We start from the raw sequence: 18392 nt of genomic DNA, 5'->3' as shown, positions 1-18392 counted from the left end.
TCAGACAAATCACTTCACTATACATTGTTTTCACTAGCAATTCAATAGTTAAAAGAAAAAAACTCGCGAAAAGTGTATACGCTTACATAAAAAAAGACCATCATATATATGATAGTCTCTGGATGCTACAAATTTTTGTAATCTTTATTCAAATTTTACTGATTTTAATGTACTTATAAGAATCTATAGCTGTCCTTAAACACGAAAATACTAATATTCAATAACCTAAGCGACCATTAAACTACCCATCACCTATAGAAATTTTTGATAATTATTCATTAGCATTTCAATTTCTTTATAAATGTTAATGCTTGTTGAGTAGATTCAATAAGCGATACATCACCTTTATTTCCTCTTAACTTTAATGCTTCTTTAAAGCATTTTTCTGCCTCAGCAATTTCCCCTAATTCTAACAAACACTTACCTTTATGCTGTATGGCGAAGTCCAAATATAACAAATTATTTTTTGCCTTACATTTATCTAAAACTTCTTGAAGATCCCTAATGCTTTCATTGGATTACCGTTATATTTTATTGCCTCTCCAAGACGTATTAATGACACGGTTTCTCGATTGCTGTTATGCTGATTGCTAGCAATAGTAACGCATTCAGTTAAAATGTTAACAGCTTTTTGTGGTTCCCCGTAAATTCTATATAAGTTCCCCAGCGTCCCCATTAAAAAATATTTCTCATCTTTATTCGAAATATTCGCTAGTAAATTTTCAGCAATATCTATTATTTCTTTTAATCTACAAGGGTTAGAAGTTTTTTCGCGAAGATACTCGTTGCTATCAAAATAAATTATTTCATTTATTGTCAAAAGACAGTTTTTAAACTCTGGAAACTTCATTTTATCAATACCTCCAATTTATTAAAAAATTAAAGCAGTGACGTAGGGCGAATTTTGATTTTATAACGGCGAAATAAATATCAATTTTTTTATCATATACTTTTACCAGAATCAAACTTAAAATGTAAATATAAGGTTCATCACCAAAAGTTATGGATGACTTTTGTTTAAACGTTTACTATGTAAAAAGTTGATTGGAGTGGAGACTGGGCGACTCCTCGGGGATCAGCGTCACAGATGAGACCCTGCAGCGCAGCGAAGCGGCTCATCGGACGCCCCCAGGAAAGCGCCCAGTCGGAACGGAAATCAACCACACGTTTTGGTGATGATCCAAATATAAAGTTTCGTTACCAAAAGTTATAGAATAGGCACTTTTTGGGGTTTGTGTCACAGACGAGACTCTGCAGCGCAGCGAGGCGGCAACGTTATAGTTTAATTCATTTTTATAGGAATACTTTTAAGCTTTAACAGAACAATTTCAGTTTTAGATTAGCCAAACTGAAATTAGCGTAACTTTCGAAACGCGATTACATAAGAATCAGTAAGGAGTATTTTAAATGACAATAAAGAAGAGTATGTTGTTTTTTATATCACCACTACTTCTTTTAGCTTCTTGTAGTGATGATGATCCAGTTGGTAAAAAGGATGAGAAAATGTATGTATCCTCAATACAACAAAAGGAAATATATGAAATTAAACAACCCGCAAAATCTAATGTTTCAAGAGGGTTGATACTTAGTAATATGAACAATTCATTAAATGTCAGTGAAATTGAAATAGGATTAATGGATTTATCAGTCAATTACTTTCCTACAAAGAAGTTTTATATGCAGGAAGGTCAATATTTAGATAGTAAAATTATAAATAAATGGTTAGATAGAAAATCAAAAGAAGGTTTTGGATTAAACCCACCTATTAAAAAAAGTACTGGAGATGTTTTAGAGGATGAGAAAAGTAATCCTAAAATATTATCTCATGTCTTAGAACAAAATTTCGTTAACAAAGAAAGTGGAAAAGTAGAAGGAATGTCATTAGCCATATCCTTAAATGAATTTTATGACATTAGAGTACATGATGATAAAGGCTTAACTTATACAGATCAAGTTAAAGTCGATACGAACGAAGATAAGGTTAATGACGTAGAAAAATACGGTAAGGAAATAGCCGGAACTATAATAAAAAATATAAGAAATAATAATAAAATACCCAACGTACCTATTTATTTAACCTTATATCAAGAATCCAATAAAAACGATATAATTCCAGGAAGATTTTTAGCTCAAACATTTATTCCTGAAGGCGAGGATAAAATAGATAAATGGGCTGGGATAGATATAAAAAATTATACATTCCCTTCAGATGCACTTTATAGTTTAGACAAAGATACTTATAGTAAATTATTAAGTTTCAAAGAAGATATCCAAGAAGGCTTTAAACATATAAATCCTAAAATAGTTGGTAAACTTCGATATGAAAACGGGAATTTAACCGAGTTAAATATAGAAGTTAATGCGCCTTTAATAAATGATACTGAATTGATAGGTCTTCTACAGTTAATTAGTACCAAATTGAATACTACTTTGTTCGATTACATTCCTATTTCTATTCGTATTATAGATCAAAATCAAGATATCGGGATTGTCCTCTGGGATCCAATTGAAAAACAGATTTATGCAGCTCCATTATAATTTAATCTCTTTCAACGGGTGTACAAAAATCCGCTGAAATAGAGAACTCAGTCTAAAAATGCCACATCCTGTGGCAATTTTTCTGTGCGAAAGCGAAGCGACAGCCACAATGACTGGGTGAACTTCTTGTTGCTACAATATTAGCACTACGCTTTTGCGCAAAAACTTCTGCAAGCCTGAGCCAAAGCCGATTCCCGAAGCTATTTTGTAGGAACATAATTTGGTTTTTTTATTACCTTCCTTCTTTTTGTATAATTCACCTCCATTTTGCGCATATATGGTAGTAACAAGGGAGGTTATTACATTGAAGAAATTATTTTATTTGTTTTTACTAACTACACTACTATTATCCGCTTGCGGGAAAAATACCGCTCCTAAGGAGGTTGCAGTCGATAAAAATACTTCCGTTGAAGATATAGTAGGAGCTATCGTTAAAAACAAATTCACGGTTGAAGAAAAGGATGGTATCGTTTCAATCTCTATACAGGACAATGATGTGAAAAAAGGGATGAAAAATCAAATGCTGAAGGATTCCACTAAAATATTTGCAGAGCTATCTAAGCTTCAAAATGTTAAAACGCCAGCTATTAGTTGGTATGCCCCATTAACAGGATCTAACGGGGGCAAATCTATGACTGAGCTTTTAAATATTTACTTTAGTGAAGAAGATTTTAAAAAGACTAATTGGGCAAACTATACTCAGTTAAATATCGAATCCATTGCTACTCATTATCACCAAGATGCTTCTTTAGGACAATAGAATATTCTAACACCAAGATACCCCTCTGTGTATAACAAAGGGGTATCTTTTTACTATTTACTTATTGCTTCAGAAAAAATTTTTACAGGATGCCCTTTTCCATCTTTTCGATATCACATGCCGCATTCATATACCACACAGGGTATCTACACGTAGGCTCATACAGTTTTAAATACCCTCTGTGTTCATCAATACGAGACGCCAGCCATCGGGATCTTCAATTGTGATACCTTTTTCGGCCCAATATGGATTTTCTGGCTCTACCTCAGGGTAACCCATTTGCAATAACCGTTCAGCAATAAGCTGTATGGTTGAACGATTTGGAATATATAATACGAGCAAATTCTCCGTTGTTGGTGCTGGGCAAGGACTTCCTTCAATATGCTCTATAAACTCTAAATGATAGCTAGCATTCGGAAGACCAATCATGATACCGGTGTAGCCTCGATGTCCTGAAAAAGAGCCGATTTTTTCTAACCCTACGCCTTCACAATAAAATTCTTCAATTTCCTTTAATTTATCAGTTGGCCGTGCAACGCGTACCTGTGCTACCTGTAATTCACCTGACCATTGTTGTCTCATAGTTATTTTTCTCCTTTTCAATCATTGTATAATTGAAAAATAGAGCTAGAGAACCGCCAATAGTCTGAAAAATAACCTTCAACCTTCACGCTCTTCAGAAATACTCGCGAAGAGGTAATATTGCTGAAATGATTGACTCTCCTACTAAAAAACCAGCCCTATGAAAGAACTGGTTACATTCAATCACTTTCCCCGGCATTAAGGAAGCAAACTAGTTATGAGAGGTTAACTGCCCGGAAACGCCCGATTGGAGAAGACTAATAATCAGTCGGGTTGAAGAAAATGCCCACTGATTAATTTCACTTTATACTGTTATGGCGACAGTAAAGGAAGCAGCTGTCTTCTTTTTTACTTCCTCTAAAGTAACACCCTCTGCTAATTCTATAAGCTGCATCCCTTCATCTGTAAAATCAAAAACAGCCATATCTGTAATTAATCTATGCACAACGCCCTTTCCTGTTAACGGTAGCTCACATTGTTTTTTTATTTTTGACTCACCGTTTTTATTGACATGCTCCATTACAACGACTACTCTTTTTGCCCCGACTACAAGGTCCATGGCACCCCCCATGCCTTTTACCATTTTCCCTGGGATCATCCAGTTCGCAAGGTCACCCGTTTCCGATACTTCCATGCCACCTAAAATAGCAAGATCAATATGACCGCCACGAATCATGGCAAATGATTCGGCGCTATCGAAGAAGGAAGCGCCAGGAACAGCTGTTACCGTTTCTTTACCTGCATTAATTAAATCAGGATCGACTGCGTCTTCTACTGGATATGGACCAATACCAAGAAGACCATTTTCCGATTGTAAAAGAACGTCATAATCAGACGGAATTGCATTGGCCACTAGCGTTGGGATACCAATACCTAAATTGACGTTCATGCCGTTTTGTATTTCTTTTACCGCTCTATTTACGATTTTTTGTCTTGTATCAGCCATCACACATCCCCCTTTTTCACCGTCAAACGCTCGATACGCTTCTCATAATTGCCACCTAGTAAAACGCGTTGCACGAACACTCCCGGAGTATGAATATGATCCGGATCTAACTCTCCTACTTCAACAATTTCCTCTACTTCTGCAATCGTAATTTTTCCTGCCATGGCAGCTAGAGGATTAAAGTTACGCGATGTTTTTCTGAAAACTAAATTTCCTAGCTTGTCTGCCTTCCATGCTTTGACAAGGGCAAAATCTGCAACAATTCCTTTTTCTAAAATATATTCCTTGCCATCAAAAACCTTTACATCTTTTCCCTCAGCAATAGGTGTTCCAACACCAGTAGCTGTGTAAAAGCCCGGAATTCCAGCTCCGCCAGCTCGCATACGTTCTGCCAACGTACCTTGTGGTGTCAATTCTACTTCAAGCTCCCCGCTTAAAAACTGCTGTTCAAAAATTTTATTTTCACCTACATAGGATGCAATCATTTTTTTGATTTGTTTATTTGCCAATAAAAGCCCTAAACCCCAATCATCCACACCGCAGTTATTGCTTACAACTGTTAAGTCCTGCGTTCCCCTTTGGACTAGTGCCGCAATTGATTTTTCAGGGATACCACATAGCCCAAAGCCCCCTACAGCTAATGTATCCCCATCTTTAATATCAGCGACGGCTTCCTCAAACGAATTCCATACTTTCCCCTTCCCCATATCTAAACCCCCTAAAATTGCTCAGTTATTAAGAAAAATTCTACCTTAATACTATTTTATAAGTAAAGGAATAAAATAGAATATTATTTATTCTAAAAGTGCATAAATCAATTTTCAGAACGTATTGTATTGAGTAACTGCTTTAAGGCAAAAGATTGATATGTATTCTTCTTCGTAATAACACCTAAACGCCATGGCATATCAAAATGAAGTAACGGAATAATTTTGACATTTTTATTCGTATGTTTTGCGGCTATTGAATATGGTAAAAGTGTCACCCCTAAATTCGAGGAAACTAGTTCCACTATTAAATCCCATTGCGAGCTTTTATAACCGATTATTGGTGTAAACCCTGCGCTTTTACATGATTTAATAACATAATCATGCAATGTGAATTCCTCTGTGAAAATAATGAATGATTCATTTTTTAAATCTTGTAATAGAATATGATCTTGCTGAGCCAATGGATGGGACTCATTAATAAAGACAAAAAATTGGTCCTCCACAAATGATTGGATAGTAAATTTCCTTTCGTCTGCAGGTATGACAACAATCCCCATATCAACATCGCCATTTTCTACTAATGTTCCGATCATTTTAGCTCCACGTTCCACGAGCTCTAAATGCACCTTTGGATATTGCTTATGAAACTTCCGCGCGATTTCAGGGAAAAATAGTGTGCCAATTAATGGTGGTATCCCTAATTTAATCGTACCTGTTTCGATGTTCGATAAATCATCCAATAATATATGTAAATCGTGTACAGAACGTATTATTTTTTGTCCTTGTTTATAGACGATGCTACCAGCGTCTGTTAACTCTATATTGCGTGTAGATCGGTTTAATAACTCTACATGAAGCGCATTCTCCAACTTTCTAATGCTTTTACTTAATGAAGGTTGTGATACAAAGGATTCATTTGCTGCCTTTGTAAAGCTCCCATGTTCAACGACAGTCATAAATGCTTGTAAATCTCGCAACTCCATATACATACCCCCATTTATTCTAATTTGTTATAAAAAATATTCCCAAAACCCCTATGAAGTAATAAATTCTCCTCATATTCTAGCAATCCTTCTTCTTAAAAATAAGTAGATCAAAACAATAGCGCTAAGGCTTTGTTATGATTTCAATAGTATTTAATTCAGCAATAACAACAGCGACTTTATTTCTACATTACGCTAGTTTTATTGTACTTAATACCAATTTTATCTTTCTTAATTCGTATTTCTATGTACAATTAGCAGTAAGGGATGGACGAAAAGGAAGGGGGAATTCTAACATGAAAACGTTAACGAGAATTTCAAATGCTATTATGGAAAAATATTTACCTGATCCATATATATTTGTCACTATACTCACCGTATTGACGTTATTATTAGGGGTTACATTAACAGATTCTCCTCCGCTCGATATGGTGATTTATTGGGGAGATGGTTTTTGGAAACTATTAGAGTTTACAATGCAAATGGTGATTGTCTTGGCTGCAGGTCACATTTTGGCGAATAGCCCAGTATTTAAAAAGGGATTAGCAGCCATTGCAAGTAAAATAAAAACACCAGGTATGGCAATTATCATTATTACATTCGTATCACTATTAGCTTGCTGGATTAACTGGGGATTCGGACTTGTCATTGGTGCCCTTTTTGCAAAGGAAATTGCTCGTCACGTTAAAAAGGTAGATTATCGCTTATTAATTGCTAGTGCCTACTCAGGCTTTGTAATTTGGCATGGGGGATTAGCTGGCTCAATTCCGTTATCCATAGCAACTGAAGGTCATAAGTTCGCTGACATTATGGGGATCATACCAACAAATGTTACACTTTTTTCAACATATAACTTATTTATAGTCATCGTTATCATCTTCACCTTACCGTTGTTTAATCGTTGGATGATGCCAAAGGAAGAAGATACGGTTGTAGTTACCCCTGCTTTATTAGTTGAAGAAAAAACTGAGTTACCTAAGCCCGAAAACAACTTTGCCAGCCGCTCTGAACGTAGTTATATTTTAACGATTTTAATAGCTATTATCGGACTTATTTATTTAGTACATCATTTTATGACGAAAGGCTTTGTTCTTGATTTAAATGTGATTAATACGATTTTTATTGTATTAGGGATCATTTTCCACGGGACACCACAGCGTTTCCTTGCTGCTGCACAAGATGCCATTAAAACGACAACAGGCATCGTTTTTCAATTCCCGTTTTATGCAGGGATTATGGGCATGATGACCGCTTCTGGTTTAGCTGCCGTATTCTCACAATGGTTTGTTCATATTTCCAATGAACATACATTTTATTTGTTTACATTTTTCTCAGCAGGACTTGTTAACTTCTTTGTACCATCAGGCGGTGGACAATGGGCAGTACAAGCTCCTATTATGTTAGACGCTGCAACTACATTAGGTGCAGACTACGCTAAAACTGCTATGGCAATCGCGTGGGGTGATGCTTGGACGAATATGATTCAACCGTTCTGGGCACTACCAGCCCTTGCAATCGCTGGCTTAAAAGCTAGGGATATAATGGGCTTCTGTTTATTCGTTTTAATCTTTACAGGCATTATTATTAGCATCGGCTTCCTTTTCTTCTAACTAAATATAGAGTTTTAAACTTCACGGAATGTTTATCCGTGAAGTTTTTTATTTCCCCTCCGAGCGTAATCGACTCGCACTCGTTAGTTCAAGATGCTGTTAAGTGGTAATGTTACACCAATTAACTCGTCTTCCTAATTGCTTTGGGTATCGATTAACTGGCTAGGACATTCAATGTTCTCCATTAAAAAAAGCGCTAGGTAACCGCAGTTAACCAACGCCTTATTCATTATTGTTAAGAAGGTTTTATTTCCAGTCCTTCTTGATCTTTGAATTTGCCAATAATAATCATAATAAAATCAATCAATGTCCAGATACCTAGTCCACCCAAAGTTATAATCATTAAAATACCAGTACCAATTTTACCTGCGTAGAAGCGATGTATTCCTAGACTGCCTAAAAAGAAACATAGTAAAATCATTGCTATATAGTTTTTTTCCGAAGCTTGTTGTTGCATTTTATCAATCTCCTTTCTTTTATTATGTAAAGAATTTACTCAATTTCCATCCAAAAGTCTACCATTCTTTTACGTTTTTCTCAACACCTTAATCTATCTTTTATGGCTAAAAAAGTGCCTTTTAATCATAGTTGATCAGCCCCTTATGCATTGCTGTTTATTATGTAGATCATATGTGATTTTGCCGATAAAACAATCATAAACAATTTGATTAATGCCCAGATATCCAAGCAATCTAAAGTTATAATCATTATTATCTTTCCAGCATAGAAGTGGTGAACTCCGAAATAACCTAGAAAGAAGCAAAGCAACATCGTTAGTTACTATATAACTTCTATCTGATGTGTAATCCATTTTTCAATCGCATTAGTTATACATAAGAATGGAGGGGGTTTCTCATGAGAACTTCTTGTTCCCTCATAGCACTTCACCCTTTCGGTCTAAAGACCTCACTACGCCTCCTAATTAACAAATCTAATATATAAAAGAAGAGGATATATGCTCTTATATTGAACATAATATCCTCTTATTAGTTTAGTGTATTTAACATTAGTGGGCTTTCTCGAATGCTAGCTTAATGCCAAAACCAATTAGTACTGCACCTGTCAATCCTTCGATAACCGTTTTCGTCGTTGGCTTTTTCATAAATGCGCTAATTTTATCCAACAAGTAAACATAAAACACAAACCAAAATCCTGTTAATGCAGTATAAATAAGCCCCATTATAAGAAATGGCATAAATGTACCGCTTTTGCCATCTACAAACTGAGGTAAAAATGTTAGAAAAAATACAGCCACCTTTGGGTTTGTAACGTTCGTTAAGAAGCCTTGTTTAAAGCATGATTGCTCTGAATATTTATGTTCAATTTGGGTTTCGTCTTGTACAACTGGAGACTGTGTACGTATTAATCGTAATGCCCATAAAGTTTTAATACCTAAATAGCATAAATAAACCGCGCCGACGTATTTTAAAATGGTAAATACATATGCTGACTTTACAATAATCGCGGAAAGTCCAATAACCGCTGCAAAAGTATGGATCAATAATCCACAGCACGAACCGAGTAAAGTCTGTAAGCCCCCCTTTCTGCTTACGGTAAGTGTATTTTTTGTTGCAATGGCGGTATCCGGACCAGGCAAAATAATTAATAAAATGCACATTAATAAAAACACAGATATGTTCACCACTTTAACGCCCCCCACTTAGTCAGAAAATTATAAAAATAATTTTAACATAAATAAGGATTCACAAAAAGACACAGTGAAAATTTATCCAATGTATTTATAATTGACATATAACCTTAAGGTGTTATATATTCATAACACCTTAAGGTTATATTTTTACGAAGGAGTTCATTTTAATGACAGAAAAACTAGAGAATATTGTTAAAACAGTTACACTCAATGCACCGATTGAAAAAGTATGGGAAACAGTTACGGATGCTGAAAAGATTGCTTCTTGGCTTATGCCAAATGATTTTAAGCCTGTTGAAGGTCATGAGTTTACAATACAATCACCATTTGGTCCTTCACCATGTCGAGTAGAACAAGTAGATGCTCCACATTTCGTTCGTTTTGCATGGGATACAGATGGATGGTTTGTCACTTTTGAACTGAAAGAAATTGGTGAGCAAACTGAATTCACATTAACACATGGTGGCTGGAAAGAAGCTTCACATATCATTCCTAAAGCCAACATGCCTGCTGAAGCCATTCGTACAACAATGGAGGGCGGCTGGACAATGCTTATTGGCAAAAAATTAAAAGAAGTTGTGGAATCACAATGACACAACTTGCTGTAAAGTATGATGTTTTTCAAGCAATCGCTGATCCAACAAGACGTCATGTCCTACAGCTACTTGCCGCAAGTGATAAACCGATCTCACTTATTTCTGAGAATTTTTCTATAAGCAGAACTGCTGTTGTAAAGCATTTGAAAATTTTAGAGCAAGCTGAGCTAGTGTCTGCTCAGAAAAAGGGACGAGAAAAAATATACACATTACATGCCGAAAAACTAAAAGAAATTGAAGACTGGCTTCAGTACTTTGATTTATTTTGGGATAATAAATTGGCACAATTACAAAGTATTTTTGAAGAAAATTAAATGTAAAGGAGCTGTCCCTACTATTAGACAGCTCCTCGTTTAATAAAGATAAAATAAACCACCATTAATAATTTCTATTTTAATTTTAGTATCGTATTGTTCCTCTAATGCCTTCTTTTCGATGTCATAGCATTCTGGCTTCTCTTCTTCTTCCTCATAAAAATAATCAAGTACACGTTGATCATGCTGCCATCGTTTTTTTGCTTCCTTAGCCCATGAATGGTCATCCCGTTCAATAATCTTTTCAATAGTAGCATGTAATCTTTCGAGTGCTCTAAGAGGCTTAATAATATATTGAACATGAAAAGCATTGTCTGCTGGGACAGTGTCAAATTCAGATGTACATATCGTCTCTTGAAAATCCTCTTTTATGATCCCTGTTAGCAAGTTTATGCCAAATGAATAAAGTGTTTCTTTCGTTCGATCGCAGCAATACGACACTTTAAAGTTGACACCTAGCCAAGGAGTTAGGATAACTTGCCCTATTTCATTATCCACCTTTTCAAAAAGCTGAACATAAGCTCCTAGCTCCCTTGTTGCTTGAAAAAGCTGGTTCATTCTTGGAGAACCAAAATGAATAGCTTCTCCATAAAGGTTCCCTGCTGATGCTGTTTGATTTGTAATGAAAGTTACTTGAGCTGGATTTGCCTCACTATTTGTAGCTTCTACGTATTGCCAATAAAAAGGGCGATTCATTATTTTTTTATCAATATCAACCGTTAATTGTACAGTAAGATAATGCTGATCTTCTCCTAATATAGGGCAATCAGTTTCATTAAAAAATTGGCGTAAATAACTATGAACTTGCTGTGGATACATGGTCCTTCTCCCTTACACTATACAGATTCTTTAAAGTTAGATAGAATCGCATCTAAATCGCCTACTACCTTTTCGAACACATCAATTTTCGTATGAAGTAATGCTAATATGTTCTCTTCGATGGTATTGACAATAGCCAGATTATAAATATGGACATCATGCTCTTGCCCTAATCGATGGACGCGCCCTATTCGTTGCTCTAGCTTCATAGGATTCCAGGGCAGATCATAGTTAATGACATGATGACAAAATTGAAGGTTAATCCCTTCGCCGCCTGCCTCTGTTGCGATTAGAACCTGTGCCCTTTCCTTAAAAAGATGCTTCATATAATCACGTTTACTTTTATTATATTTACCGTTGAATAGGACACTCGTTATACCGTTGGAATGTAAATACCATTGTAAGTAAATTTGCGTAGCTCTATACTCTGTAAATATAATTACTTTGTCTTTGGCCTGTTCGACTATTTCAAGGGTCTTTTTCGCCTTTGAATTCACTTCTAAAGCCATTAATTTTGCTAGTATTCCTTCAATTTCTTGTGGCTGCGCATTGTCTTCAAGCATTTTAGTTAATGTTAAACCTGTTGCTTCCTTGCTACTACACATTTCCTTTTGCAATGTAATCATTGAAAATGAGCCTGTATTTTGAAGCGTTCCAAGCAGATTATAAACTTCCTCTTCTTCCTTCGTGAATTCGATCGGAATAATTTGAACACGGCGATTTGTCCATTCAATACCCGTGTCTTCTCTCCTATTCCTCACCATCACCTGATTCACTAATTCCTTTAAAAAATCATCATGCTCTAAATCATGCTTACTTGCCGAAAATGCAGCTTGAAATGTATCATAATTGCCAAGATGACCAGGCTTAAGTAAGGAAATAAGATAAAATAATTCAAAGACATCGTTTTGAATCGGTGTAGCCGTTAATAATAAACAGAACTTTTTCTTTAAGCTTTGGACGAATTCATAAATTTGTGTTTTATGATTTTTTAATTTATGAGCCTCGTCGATAATTATCATGTCGTAACCCTGCTCATAAATTCGCTCTTTGTGAGGACTCTTCTTTGCCGTATCCATACTCATAATAAGGACATCATGGCGCTCAATCTGAACATTTTTCTTATAAGCTACTGCCGGAATGTGAAACTTTATATTTAATTCTTCAACCCACTGATTAACAAGAGATGCTGGCGCTAATATTAATGCTTTTTTAACGAGGCCACGAATCAAATATTCCTTTAAAACTAAACCTGCTTCAATCGTTTTACCTAGACCTACTTCGTCAGCTAAAATCGCTTTACCATTCATACGTTCAATGACTGTCTGTGCTGCTTCCAACTGATGCTTAAGCGGCTTTAAATTTGGTAAATACTTCGTTGCCTGTAAACCTGTGAAATCAGGAATTAGCTTCATTTTCACAATGTCATAATTCATCTTGTACAATGTCCAACTATCCCATTTTCCATGTTCATTCAGTTTATTGATAAAGCCTTCTTCCCATTCGGACGACCTTTCTATTTTCATGATCATCACCTCATACCATTATTTCTAAAGTTTAGGTTGTCCAAAAAAGAAAAAGCTATGTTAAACTTTTGTGAAAGAAAAACTTCTTATGAGTTTTTCCATCAGTTCAATCAACAAAGCATAGAACTTTTATCAATTTTATGCATTTCAAAAGGGAGTCAATCGCTTTCGCATAGGAAAACATTGCTGAAGATATATGCTTGGCGAAGTAGTAGCGAACACAGATGAGACCCAGCAGTGAAGCGACAGCATGAACGGAAATCAACCCCACGTTTTGCACAAAAGTACTACGCAAAACAATCCTTTTTAAGCAAATTCATAATATATTGCCTTAATTTCGTACAATTTAAAAGGATAATGGTATTAAGATAGTCTTTTTATTTACTTCTTTTTTTCATACAATTAAAGAAGTTATTACTTTTCCGAAAAATAAATTTTTAAAAAAACTAGACGGCTTACATATACCGAGGAGGTTACTATGTATATTCTTGAAGCATTATCAATGTCAATACCTTATATTCATTTAGCTATGAAAGGTGAGGCCATGATAGCGTTAGTAGATAAAGAGAGTGAGAACATTATTACTTATTTACCTGGGAAACGATTAGATGCGAGGTATAAAAATGGACAAAAAATTCACCCAGATGATGCAATTTTACATCTCCCACTTAAAGGGAAAAGTACTGATGCACCTGTCCCAAAAGAGGTTTACGGCATAGATTTTAACGCATTTTCTTTTCCTGTTCGTGAAAATGGGCAAATCGTAGGCGCGCTAGCCTTTGGAATACCTATTGATCATTCTCTACAAATGGAGAAATATATTGTTACTATGAATGATATTATCCAAAATCTACAGGATAAAGTACATACAATCGCCTCTCATTCGGAGGAGCTAGCTGCAACTAGTGAGGAAATTAATAAGCAGACACAATTTGCTTTAGAGGATGCTGAAAAAACAAATGGTATTACGGATTTGATAAAAAATATTTCTCGTCAAACCAATTTACTCGGATTAAATGCATCAATTGAGGCAGCACGTGCAGGTCAACATGGTGCCGGTTTTAATATAGTTGCACAAGAAGTTCGCAAGCTGTCTACTGAAACAACTACTGCTACCGATAACATTGAAACCTCACTTCGAAGCATCAATCATAATCTTGAAAATTTAAAGCAAAACATGACTCAAATAAATGGTGCCACAAACGAACAGGCACAACTTGTTCAGGACTTTAGTGAAATCATTGATGAGCTTAATACGCTTAGTATGGAAATGAAGGGTTTTATGTCTAACGTAATGAAATAAAGGAATATATTAACGGAAAAATCCGGCTATCTTTCTGTGGTCAATCTAGAACCACATAAGTCTGCCCGGATTTTTTCTTTTAGGCACTGTGCGAAATAATTACCGAAACAACAAAATAAATGACGAAAATTTACAAAATATATTGTATGAGGATCATCTCCAAAACGTGTGGTTGATTTCCGTTCCGACTGGGCGCTTTGTTGCTGCCGCTTCGCTTTCGCACAGAAAACATTTGTTGCTGCCGCTTCGCTTTCGCACAGAAAACATTTGTTGCTGCCGCTTCGCTTTCGCACAGAAAACATCCGCTGCGCTGCAGGGTCTCGGGCCAACACGATGTTGGTCACGAAGGCGTTATCACAGGATGTGATGCTTTTAGCCTTCGTTCCTCTATTGCTGATCCCCGAGGAGTCGCCCAGTCGGAACGAAGGTCAATTATTTACATAGTAGACGTTTTAACAAAAGTCATCCACAACTTTTGGTGATGAACCCTGTATGATTACTTTTTGGTACACTATTGAAAAAAACAAAAAATGAGGTCAACATGGCAAGGAAAATATTCATTCTACATGAGATTTATGGCGTTAACGATTTTATAAAAATGCAAGCTGAAGCATACTGCAATGCTAACACTTCTGTTGAGTGCATTTCTTTATATTCAGACGATAGAATATTTCAATATGAACAAGAGCAGGAAGCCTATGAATATTTCATAAGTGAAGTTGGCTTTGAAGCTCCTCTCGGTAAACTAACCAAAAAAATATTAGAAGCTAGGACACATTTTGATGAAGTACTGTTAATCGGATTTAGTGTAGGTGCAACATTAGCTTGGAGACTATCAACGCTACCATTACAAGGTATCATTTGCGTTTACGGTTCACGCATTCGTCAATACTTGGATACAAGCCCCTCCTGTCCGACGCTCGTTATTTTACCAAGTCATGAGAAAAGTTTTAATGTCCATGAATTAAAAGAAATACTCGATACATTTCCATTTGTTCAAACGAGACAATATATAGGTCAGCACGGTTTTATGGACTTTCATAACGCAAACTATCATCACGGTAGTTTTTTACAATCACAAACTGAAATCTCGCAATTTTTGGAATCAAATGAAGGCAAGGAGGACTAAGTAATGAACCAAAATGAAAGCATAATTATTGACCCTTATATAGAAGGAGGCAATGTAATTTATCCAAACTTTCACCTATCTATGCAGCCAGGTATTATTATCGGCATCCATACGGATGTGTCAAAAATACAAACATTAACACAATGGTTTTCGAAGCAAAGTAATACGTATACACATTTTCGTGAAAATGCCTTGTATGAGCGACTGACGGTTCGAGAATATATTAACTTTTGCTTAAAGCTTTTCAATGCTTCTTCTGAAAAGATGGAGGATCTATTAAAATTATTCGCTTTAATGGAGCAAAAAAGCATTAAAATTAGCAAGCTTTCAAATGGAGAAAAGCAACGTTTAAAATTGATTCATACATATCTCAATCAGGCACACATACATGTTTTAGAAGAGCCATTCCAAAACCTAGATGAATTCTCTAAGCAAAACGTCATTCAGTTATTGGATGCACTTCGAAAAAAGAATAAAACAGTCATTTTATTATCTAACAATCTTGAGGATTTAATTATTTCGAGTACAGAAATACATAGACTGGATATCACGGGCATACATGCATTAGACGTTAAAGAGGATGGAACTGAACCAACTCCCCCCTCTCAAGAAAACGTGCCGATTCGACTTGATAAAATCCCTACAAAGAAAAATGATAAGATCATTTTATTTAATCCCCCGGAAATCGATTATATCGAAAGTGTTGAGGGTATTGTTTCACTATATGTTGCAGGTGAAACCTATCCATGTACATTATCATTAAATGATCTTGAGCAAAAACTGACACCGTTCGGCTTCTTTAGAAGTCATCGCTCTTATATCGTTAACTTACAAAAGGTACGGGAAATCATTACTTGGACTCGCAATAGCTATAGCCTAGCCTTAAACAGCAATGAAAAGACCGTAGTACCTTTGTCGAAAAATAAACTCGCAGATTTAAAGGAAATACTCGGAATTTAGTAGATTTCCCAGGAAATAAACGACTCCTGTCAACTAAAATATTTCTCCACTAAAGGTCCTTTCGCAGCCTTTCACCTGTAATTTAATGTTGAGACCCTTATTGTCCCTTATAGTGTAGATATGAACAACAACACAGGGAGGTTTTCAAATGAACGCAGTAATCGATGTTCAGCATTTGAAAAAAACATTTAATAAGGAAACAGCATTACAGGATGTTTCATTTTCCATTCAAAAAGGTGAAATATTCGGATTTCTCGGACCTAGCGGATCCGGAAAAACTACTACTATAAAAATATTAACAGCACAAACTGAAAAAACTGCTGGCGATGTTTTATTGTTTGGTCGCCCAGCAAATGAGATGAAACAAAGTAACAATCGTAAACGCTTCGGTATTTTAACAGATAATAGCGGACTATATACGCGACTTTCAATCGAGGAGAATTTATTACTATTCAGTAATTTATACCAATTACCTAAATCAGCCATTAAAGAAGCGTTGGATTTTGTTAACTTATACGGTGATCGTAAAAAGAAGATTAGTCAGCTTTCTAAAGGAATGATGCAGCGTGTTACGCTTGCACGTGCTATCATGCATAAACCCGAATTATTATTTTTAGACGAGCCAACTTCTGCTCTCGATCCTGTTAATACACAGCATATTTATAATGGCTTGCGCAAATTAAACGAGATGGGTACGACAATATTTTTAACAACACATGATATGAGTGAAGCCGAAATACTTTGTGATCGTGTAGCCTTCTTACATAAAGGTAAAATTCGAGCAATTGGTGCGCCAAAAGATTTGAAAAAAGAGTTTGGTGATGACTCTATTACAGTTGAACTAAAAAATGGTGCTAGTGAGGTCATTCAAAACGGAAAACAGGATGCAGAAAAACTGTTTCATTGGATGCAATCTAACGAAGTTTCTCGTATTTATACAAACGAGCCTACACTAGGGAATATTTTTATGCAAATAACAGGGAGTGATTTAGTATGAACATTTCAATGTCACGTATTCAGGCTATTTTTATGAAGGATTATAAGGAATTTTCACGTAACTATGCGGTATCGGTTATGGTATTTATGCCACTTGTCTTTGCATTTTTGTATAATAAATCGGGCTCCGCTACTATCGCCATCTATATTCTTTCAATTAATATGGCATTTTCTATGGTGACTACCTACGTACAATGCTGTCTAATTGCAGAAGAGAAAGAAAAAAATACGCTTCGCAGTCTCATGCTTTCCCCTGCTTCACTTGGCGATATTTTAATCGGTAAAAGCTTGTTTGTCTTTATCATTACAATGGTAGTTGTAGCCTTAACTATATTCATCGCTGGCTATAACCCAGCTAACCTTTTCATCTTAGCTATCGCTTTAATACTTTCGACTGTGTTTTATATTGCACTAGGAACATTATGTGGATTATTCTCCAAAACGATTATGGAAGGATCTCTTATCACTCTACCTGTTGTCCTTATTTTCTCATGCGGCCCTCTTGCACTAGCTTTACCCTCTGCTAATCCGATTTCAAAGATTGCTGAATGGTTACCAAGCTCTCAATTAGTACTATTAGCTGAAGCTTTAGAAGGATCATACACAACAATGGATGTCATTATTCCAATAGCTTCAATCATCGTTTGGTCACTAGTAACTTGGATTGTAGCAGGATTTATTTATAAAAAGAGAATGGTCGACTAATTTTTATTAAAAGTTAAGAGTTAGAGTAATACCTTAATTTATCAGTATACTTTATAAAATGTGCAACATTATAAAAAGGTATTTTTAAGCTGAACTAATTCAAACAATTTAGTTCAGCTTTTTTTATAAAAACGTGTTAAAAGATGTGCATTCTGACTGAACCGTAACAAATCAAATCGCTTCAAAGGAGCTTAGTACATCAAGAGTTTAAACTGCCCGTATGCTTGGGGCGGTTTACTTTTTTTGTGCTGAGAAAATATATGT

Annotated in this window: 21 protein-coding genes; 10 read left to right on the top strand and 11 right to left on the bottom strand. The window is 35.6% G+C overall.

The window, feature by feature from the left end; all coding sequences use genetic code 11:
• Nucleotides 1–278: 278 nt before the first annotated feature.
• Both ACIQ7N_RS08815 and ACIQ7N_RS08810 read right to left on the bottom strand, forming a co-directional pair.
• On the bottom strand, nt 279–449 hold the full coding sequence (locus ACIQ7N_RS08815; RefSeq protein ID WP_402931510.1) for a tetratricopeptide repeat protein: 171 nt from the start codon (nt 447–449) through the stop codon (nt 279–281).
• 32 nt (nt 450–481) lie between these two features.
• Nucleotides 482–850: a hypothetical protein gene (locus tag ACIQ7N_RS08810; RefSeq protein ID WP_402931436.1), complete on the bottom strand. Its 369-nt coding sequence runs from the start codon at nt 848–850 to the stop codon at nt 482–484.
• Between the two features lie 557 nt (nt 851–1407).
• Between ACIQ7N_RS08810 and ACIQ7N_RS08805 the strand changes: the two genes are divergently transcribed.
• Together ACIQ7N_RS08805 and ACIQ7N_RS08800 are read left to right on the top strand one after the other, a co-directional pair.
• Entirely contained in the window at nt 1408–2538 is a 1131-nt protein-coding gene (locus tag ACIQ7N_RS08805) for a CamS family sex pheromone protein (protein ID WP_402931434.1), read from the top strand.
• 304 nt (nt 2539–2842) lie between these two features.
• Entirely contained in the window at nt 2843–3298 is a 456-nt protein-coding gene (locus ACIQ7N_RS08800; RefSeq protein ID WP_402931433.1) for a hypothetical protein, read from the top strand.
• A 168-nt stretch (nt 3299–3466) separates the two neighbouring features.
• Here the strand turns inward: ACIQ7N_RS08800 and ACIQ7N_RS08795 are convergent, their stop codons facing one another.
• From ACIQ7N_RS08795 to ACIQ7N_RS08780, 4 genes are all read right to left on the bottom strand, one after another.
• On the bottom strand, nt 3467–3880 hold the full coding sequence (locus ACIQ7N_RS08795; RefSeq protein ID WP_402931432.1) for a VOC family protein: 414 nt from the start codon (nt 3878–3880) through the stop codon (nt 3467–3469).
• 304 nt (nt 3881–4184) lie between these two features.
• Entirely contained in the window at nt 4185–4826 is a 642-nt protein-coding gene (locus ACIQ7N_RS08790) for a 3-oxoacid CoA-transferase subunit B (RefSeq protein WP_402931430.1), read from the bottom strand.
• Nucleotides 4826–5533 carry a CoA transferase subunit A gene (locus tag ACIQ7N_RS08785; protein WP_132363759.1) on the bottom strand — a complete coding sequence of 236 codons (708 nt, stop codon included), beginning with the start codon at nt 5531–5533 and terminating at the stop codon, nt 4826–4828. Before ACIQ7N_RS08785 ends, ACIQ7N_RS08790 begins: the two co-directional genes overlap by 1 nt.
• A gap of 107 nt (nt 5534–5640) precedes the next feature.
• On the bottom strand, nt 5641–6519 hold the full coding sequence (locus ACIQ7N_RS08780) for a LysR family transcriptional regulator (RefSeq protein ID WP_248718687.1): 879 nt from the start codon (nt 6517–6519) through the stop codon (nt 5641–5643).
• A gap of 296 nt (nt 6520–6815) precedes the next feature.
• Between ACIQ7N_RS08780 and ACIQ7N_RS08775 the strand changes: the two genes are divergently transcribed.
• A complete protein-coding gene (locus ACIQ7N_RS08775; RefSeq protein WP_402931429.1) occupies nt 6816–8129 on the top strand; it encodes a short-chain fatty acid transporter in 1314 nt (437 codons plus the stop codon).
• A 235-nt stretch (nt 8130–8364) separates the two neighbouring features.
• On the opposite strand, the gene ACIQ7N_RS08770 is transcribed toward ACIQ7N_RS08775, so the two are convergent.
• From ACIQ7N_RS08770 to ACIQ7N_RS08760, 3 genes are all read right to left on the bottom strand, one after another.
• Entirely contained in the window at nt 8365–8586 is a 222-nt protein-coding gene (locus ACIQ7N_RS08770) for a TM2 domain-containing protein (protein ID WP_402931428.1), read from the bottom strand.
• Between the two features lie 143 nt (nt 8587–8729).
• Entirely contained in the window at nt 8730–8900 is a 171-nt protein-coding gene (locus ACIQ7N_RS08765) for an NINE protein (RefSeq protein WP_402931426.1), read from the bottom strand.
• 235 nt (nt 8901–9135) lie between these two features.
• Nucleotides 9136–9774 carry a LysE family translocator gene (locus ACIQ7N_RS08760; protein ID WP_132363767.1) on the bottom strand — a complete coding sequence of 213 codons (639 nt, stop codon included), beginning with the start codon at nt 9772–9774 and terminating at the stop codon, nt 9136–9138.
• A gap of 173 nt (nt 9775–9947) precedes the next feature.
• Between ACIQ7N_RS08760 and ACIQ7N_RS08755 the strand changes: the two genes are divergently transcribed.
• Nucleotides 9948–10373, top strand: a complete 426-nt coding sequence (locus ACIQ7N_RS08755; RefSeq protein ID WP_323656728.1) for an SRPBCC family protein — start codon at nt 9948–9950, stop codon at nt 10371–10373.
• Nucleotides 10370–10690, top strand: a complete 321-nt coding sequence (locus ACIQ7N_RS08750) for an ArsR/SmtB family transcription factor (protein ID WP_132363771.1) — start codon at nt 10370–10372, stop codon at nt 10688–10690. Before ACIQ7N_RS08755 ends, ACIQ7N_RS08750 begins: the two co-directional genes overlap by 4 nt.
• A 39-nt stretch (nt 10691–10729) precedes the next feature.
• On the opposite strand, the gene ACIQ7N_RS08745 is transcribed toward ACIQ7N_RS08750, so the two are convergent.
• Complete coding sequence (locus ACIQ7N_RS08745; RefSeq protein WP_402931425.1) at nt 10730–11509, bottom strand: YqhG family protein; 780 nt, start codon at nt 11507–11509, stop codon at nt 10730–10732.
• Between the two features lie 17 nt (nt 11510–11526).
• Nucleotides 11527–13041 (bottom strand): DEAD/DEAH box helicase, encoded by a 1515-nt coding sequence (locus ACIQ7N_RS08740; RefSeq protein ID WP_402931424.1) that lies wholly within the window; start codon nt 13039–13041, stop codon nt 11527–11529.
• A 472-nt stretch (nt 13042–13513) separates the two neighbouring features.
• On the opposite strand from ACIQ7N_RS08740, the gene ACIQ7N_RS08735 reads away from it, so the two are divergent.
• The 5 genes from ACIQ7N_RS08735 (at nt 13514) to ACIQ7N_RS08715 (ending at nt 18128) form a co-directional block, all read left to right on the top strand.
• The gene (locus ACIQ7N_RS08735; protein WP_402931423.1) at nt 13514–14338 is read left to right on the top strand and encodes a methyl-accepting chemotaxis protein; all 825 of its coding nucleotides are present in this window, start codon (nt 13514–13516) and stop codon (nt 14336–14338) included.
• Between the two features lie 541 nt (nt 14339–14879).
• On the top strand, nt 14880–15467 hold the full coding sequence (locus tag ACIQ7N_RS08730) for a dienelactone hydrolase family protein (RefSeq protein WP_402931421.1): 588 nt from the start codon (nt 14880–14882) through the stop codon (nt 15465–15467).
• Nucleotides 15468–15470: 3 nt separating this feature from the next.
• Nucleotides 15471–16427, top strand: coding sequence for a LytTR family transcriptional regulator DNA-binding domain-containing protein (locus tag ACIQ7N_RS08725; RefSeq protein ID WP_402931420.1), 957 nt, complete (start codon nt 15471–15473; stop codon nt 16425–16427).
• A 148-nt stretch (nt 16428–16575) separates the two neighbouring features.
• Nucleotides 16576–17424: an ABC transporter ATP-binding protein gene (locus ACIQ7N_RS08720; protein WP_132363781.1), complete on the top strand. Its 849-nt coding sequence runs from the start codon at nt 16576–16578 to the stop codon at nt 17422–17424.
• The gene (locus ACIQ7N_RS08715; protein ID WP_402931419.1) at nt 17421–18128 is read left to right on the top strand and encodes an ABC transporter permease; all 708 of its coding nucleotides are present in this window, start codon (nt 17421–17423) and stop codon (nt 18126–18128) included. Before ACIQ7N_RS08720 ends, ACIQ7N_RS08715 begins: the two co-directional genes overlap by 4 nt.
• The last annotated feature ends 264 nt before the right edge of the window (nt 18129–18392 follow it).

Origin of the sequence: Lysinibacillus sp. NPDC095746, assembly GCF_044763535.1 — a bacterium.
Classification (GTDB): domain Bacteria; phylum Bacillota; class Bacilli; order Bacillales_A; family Planococcaceae; genus Lysinibacillus.
This window is presented reverse-complemented; position numbering and strand designations above follow the sequence as displayed.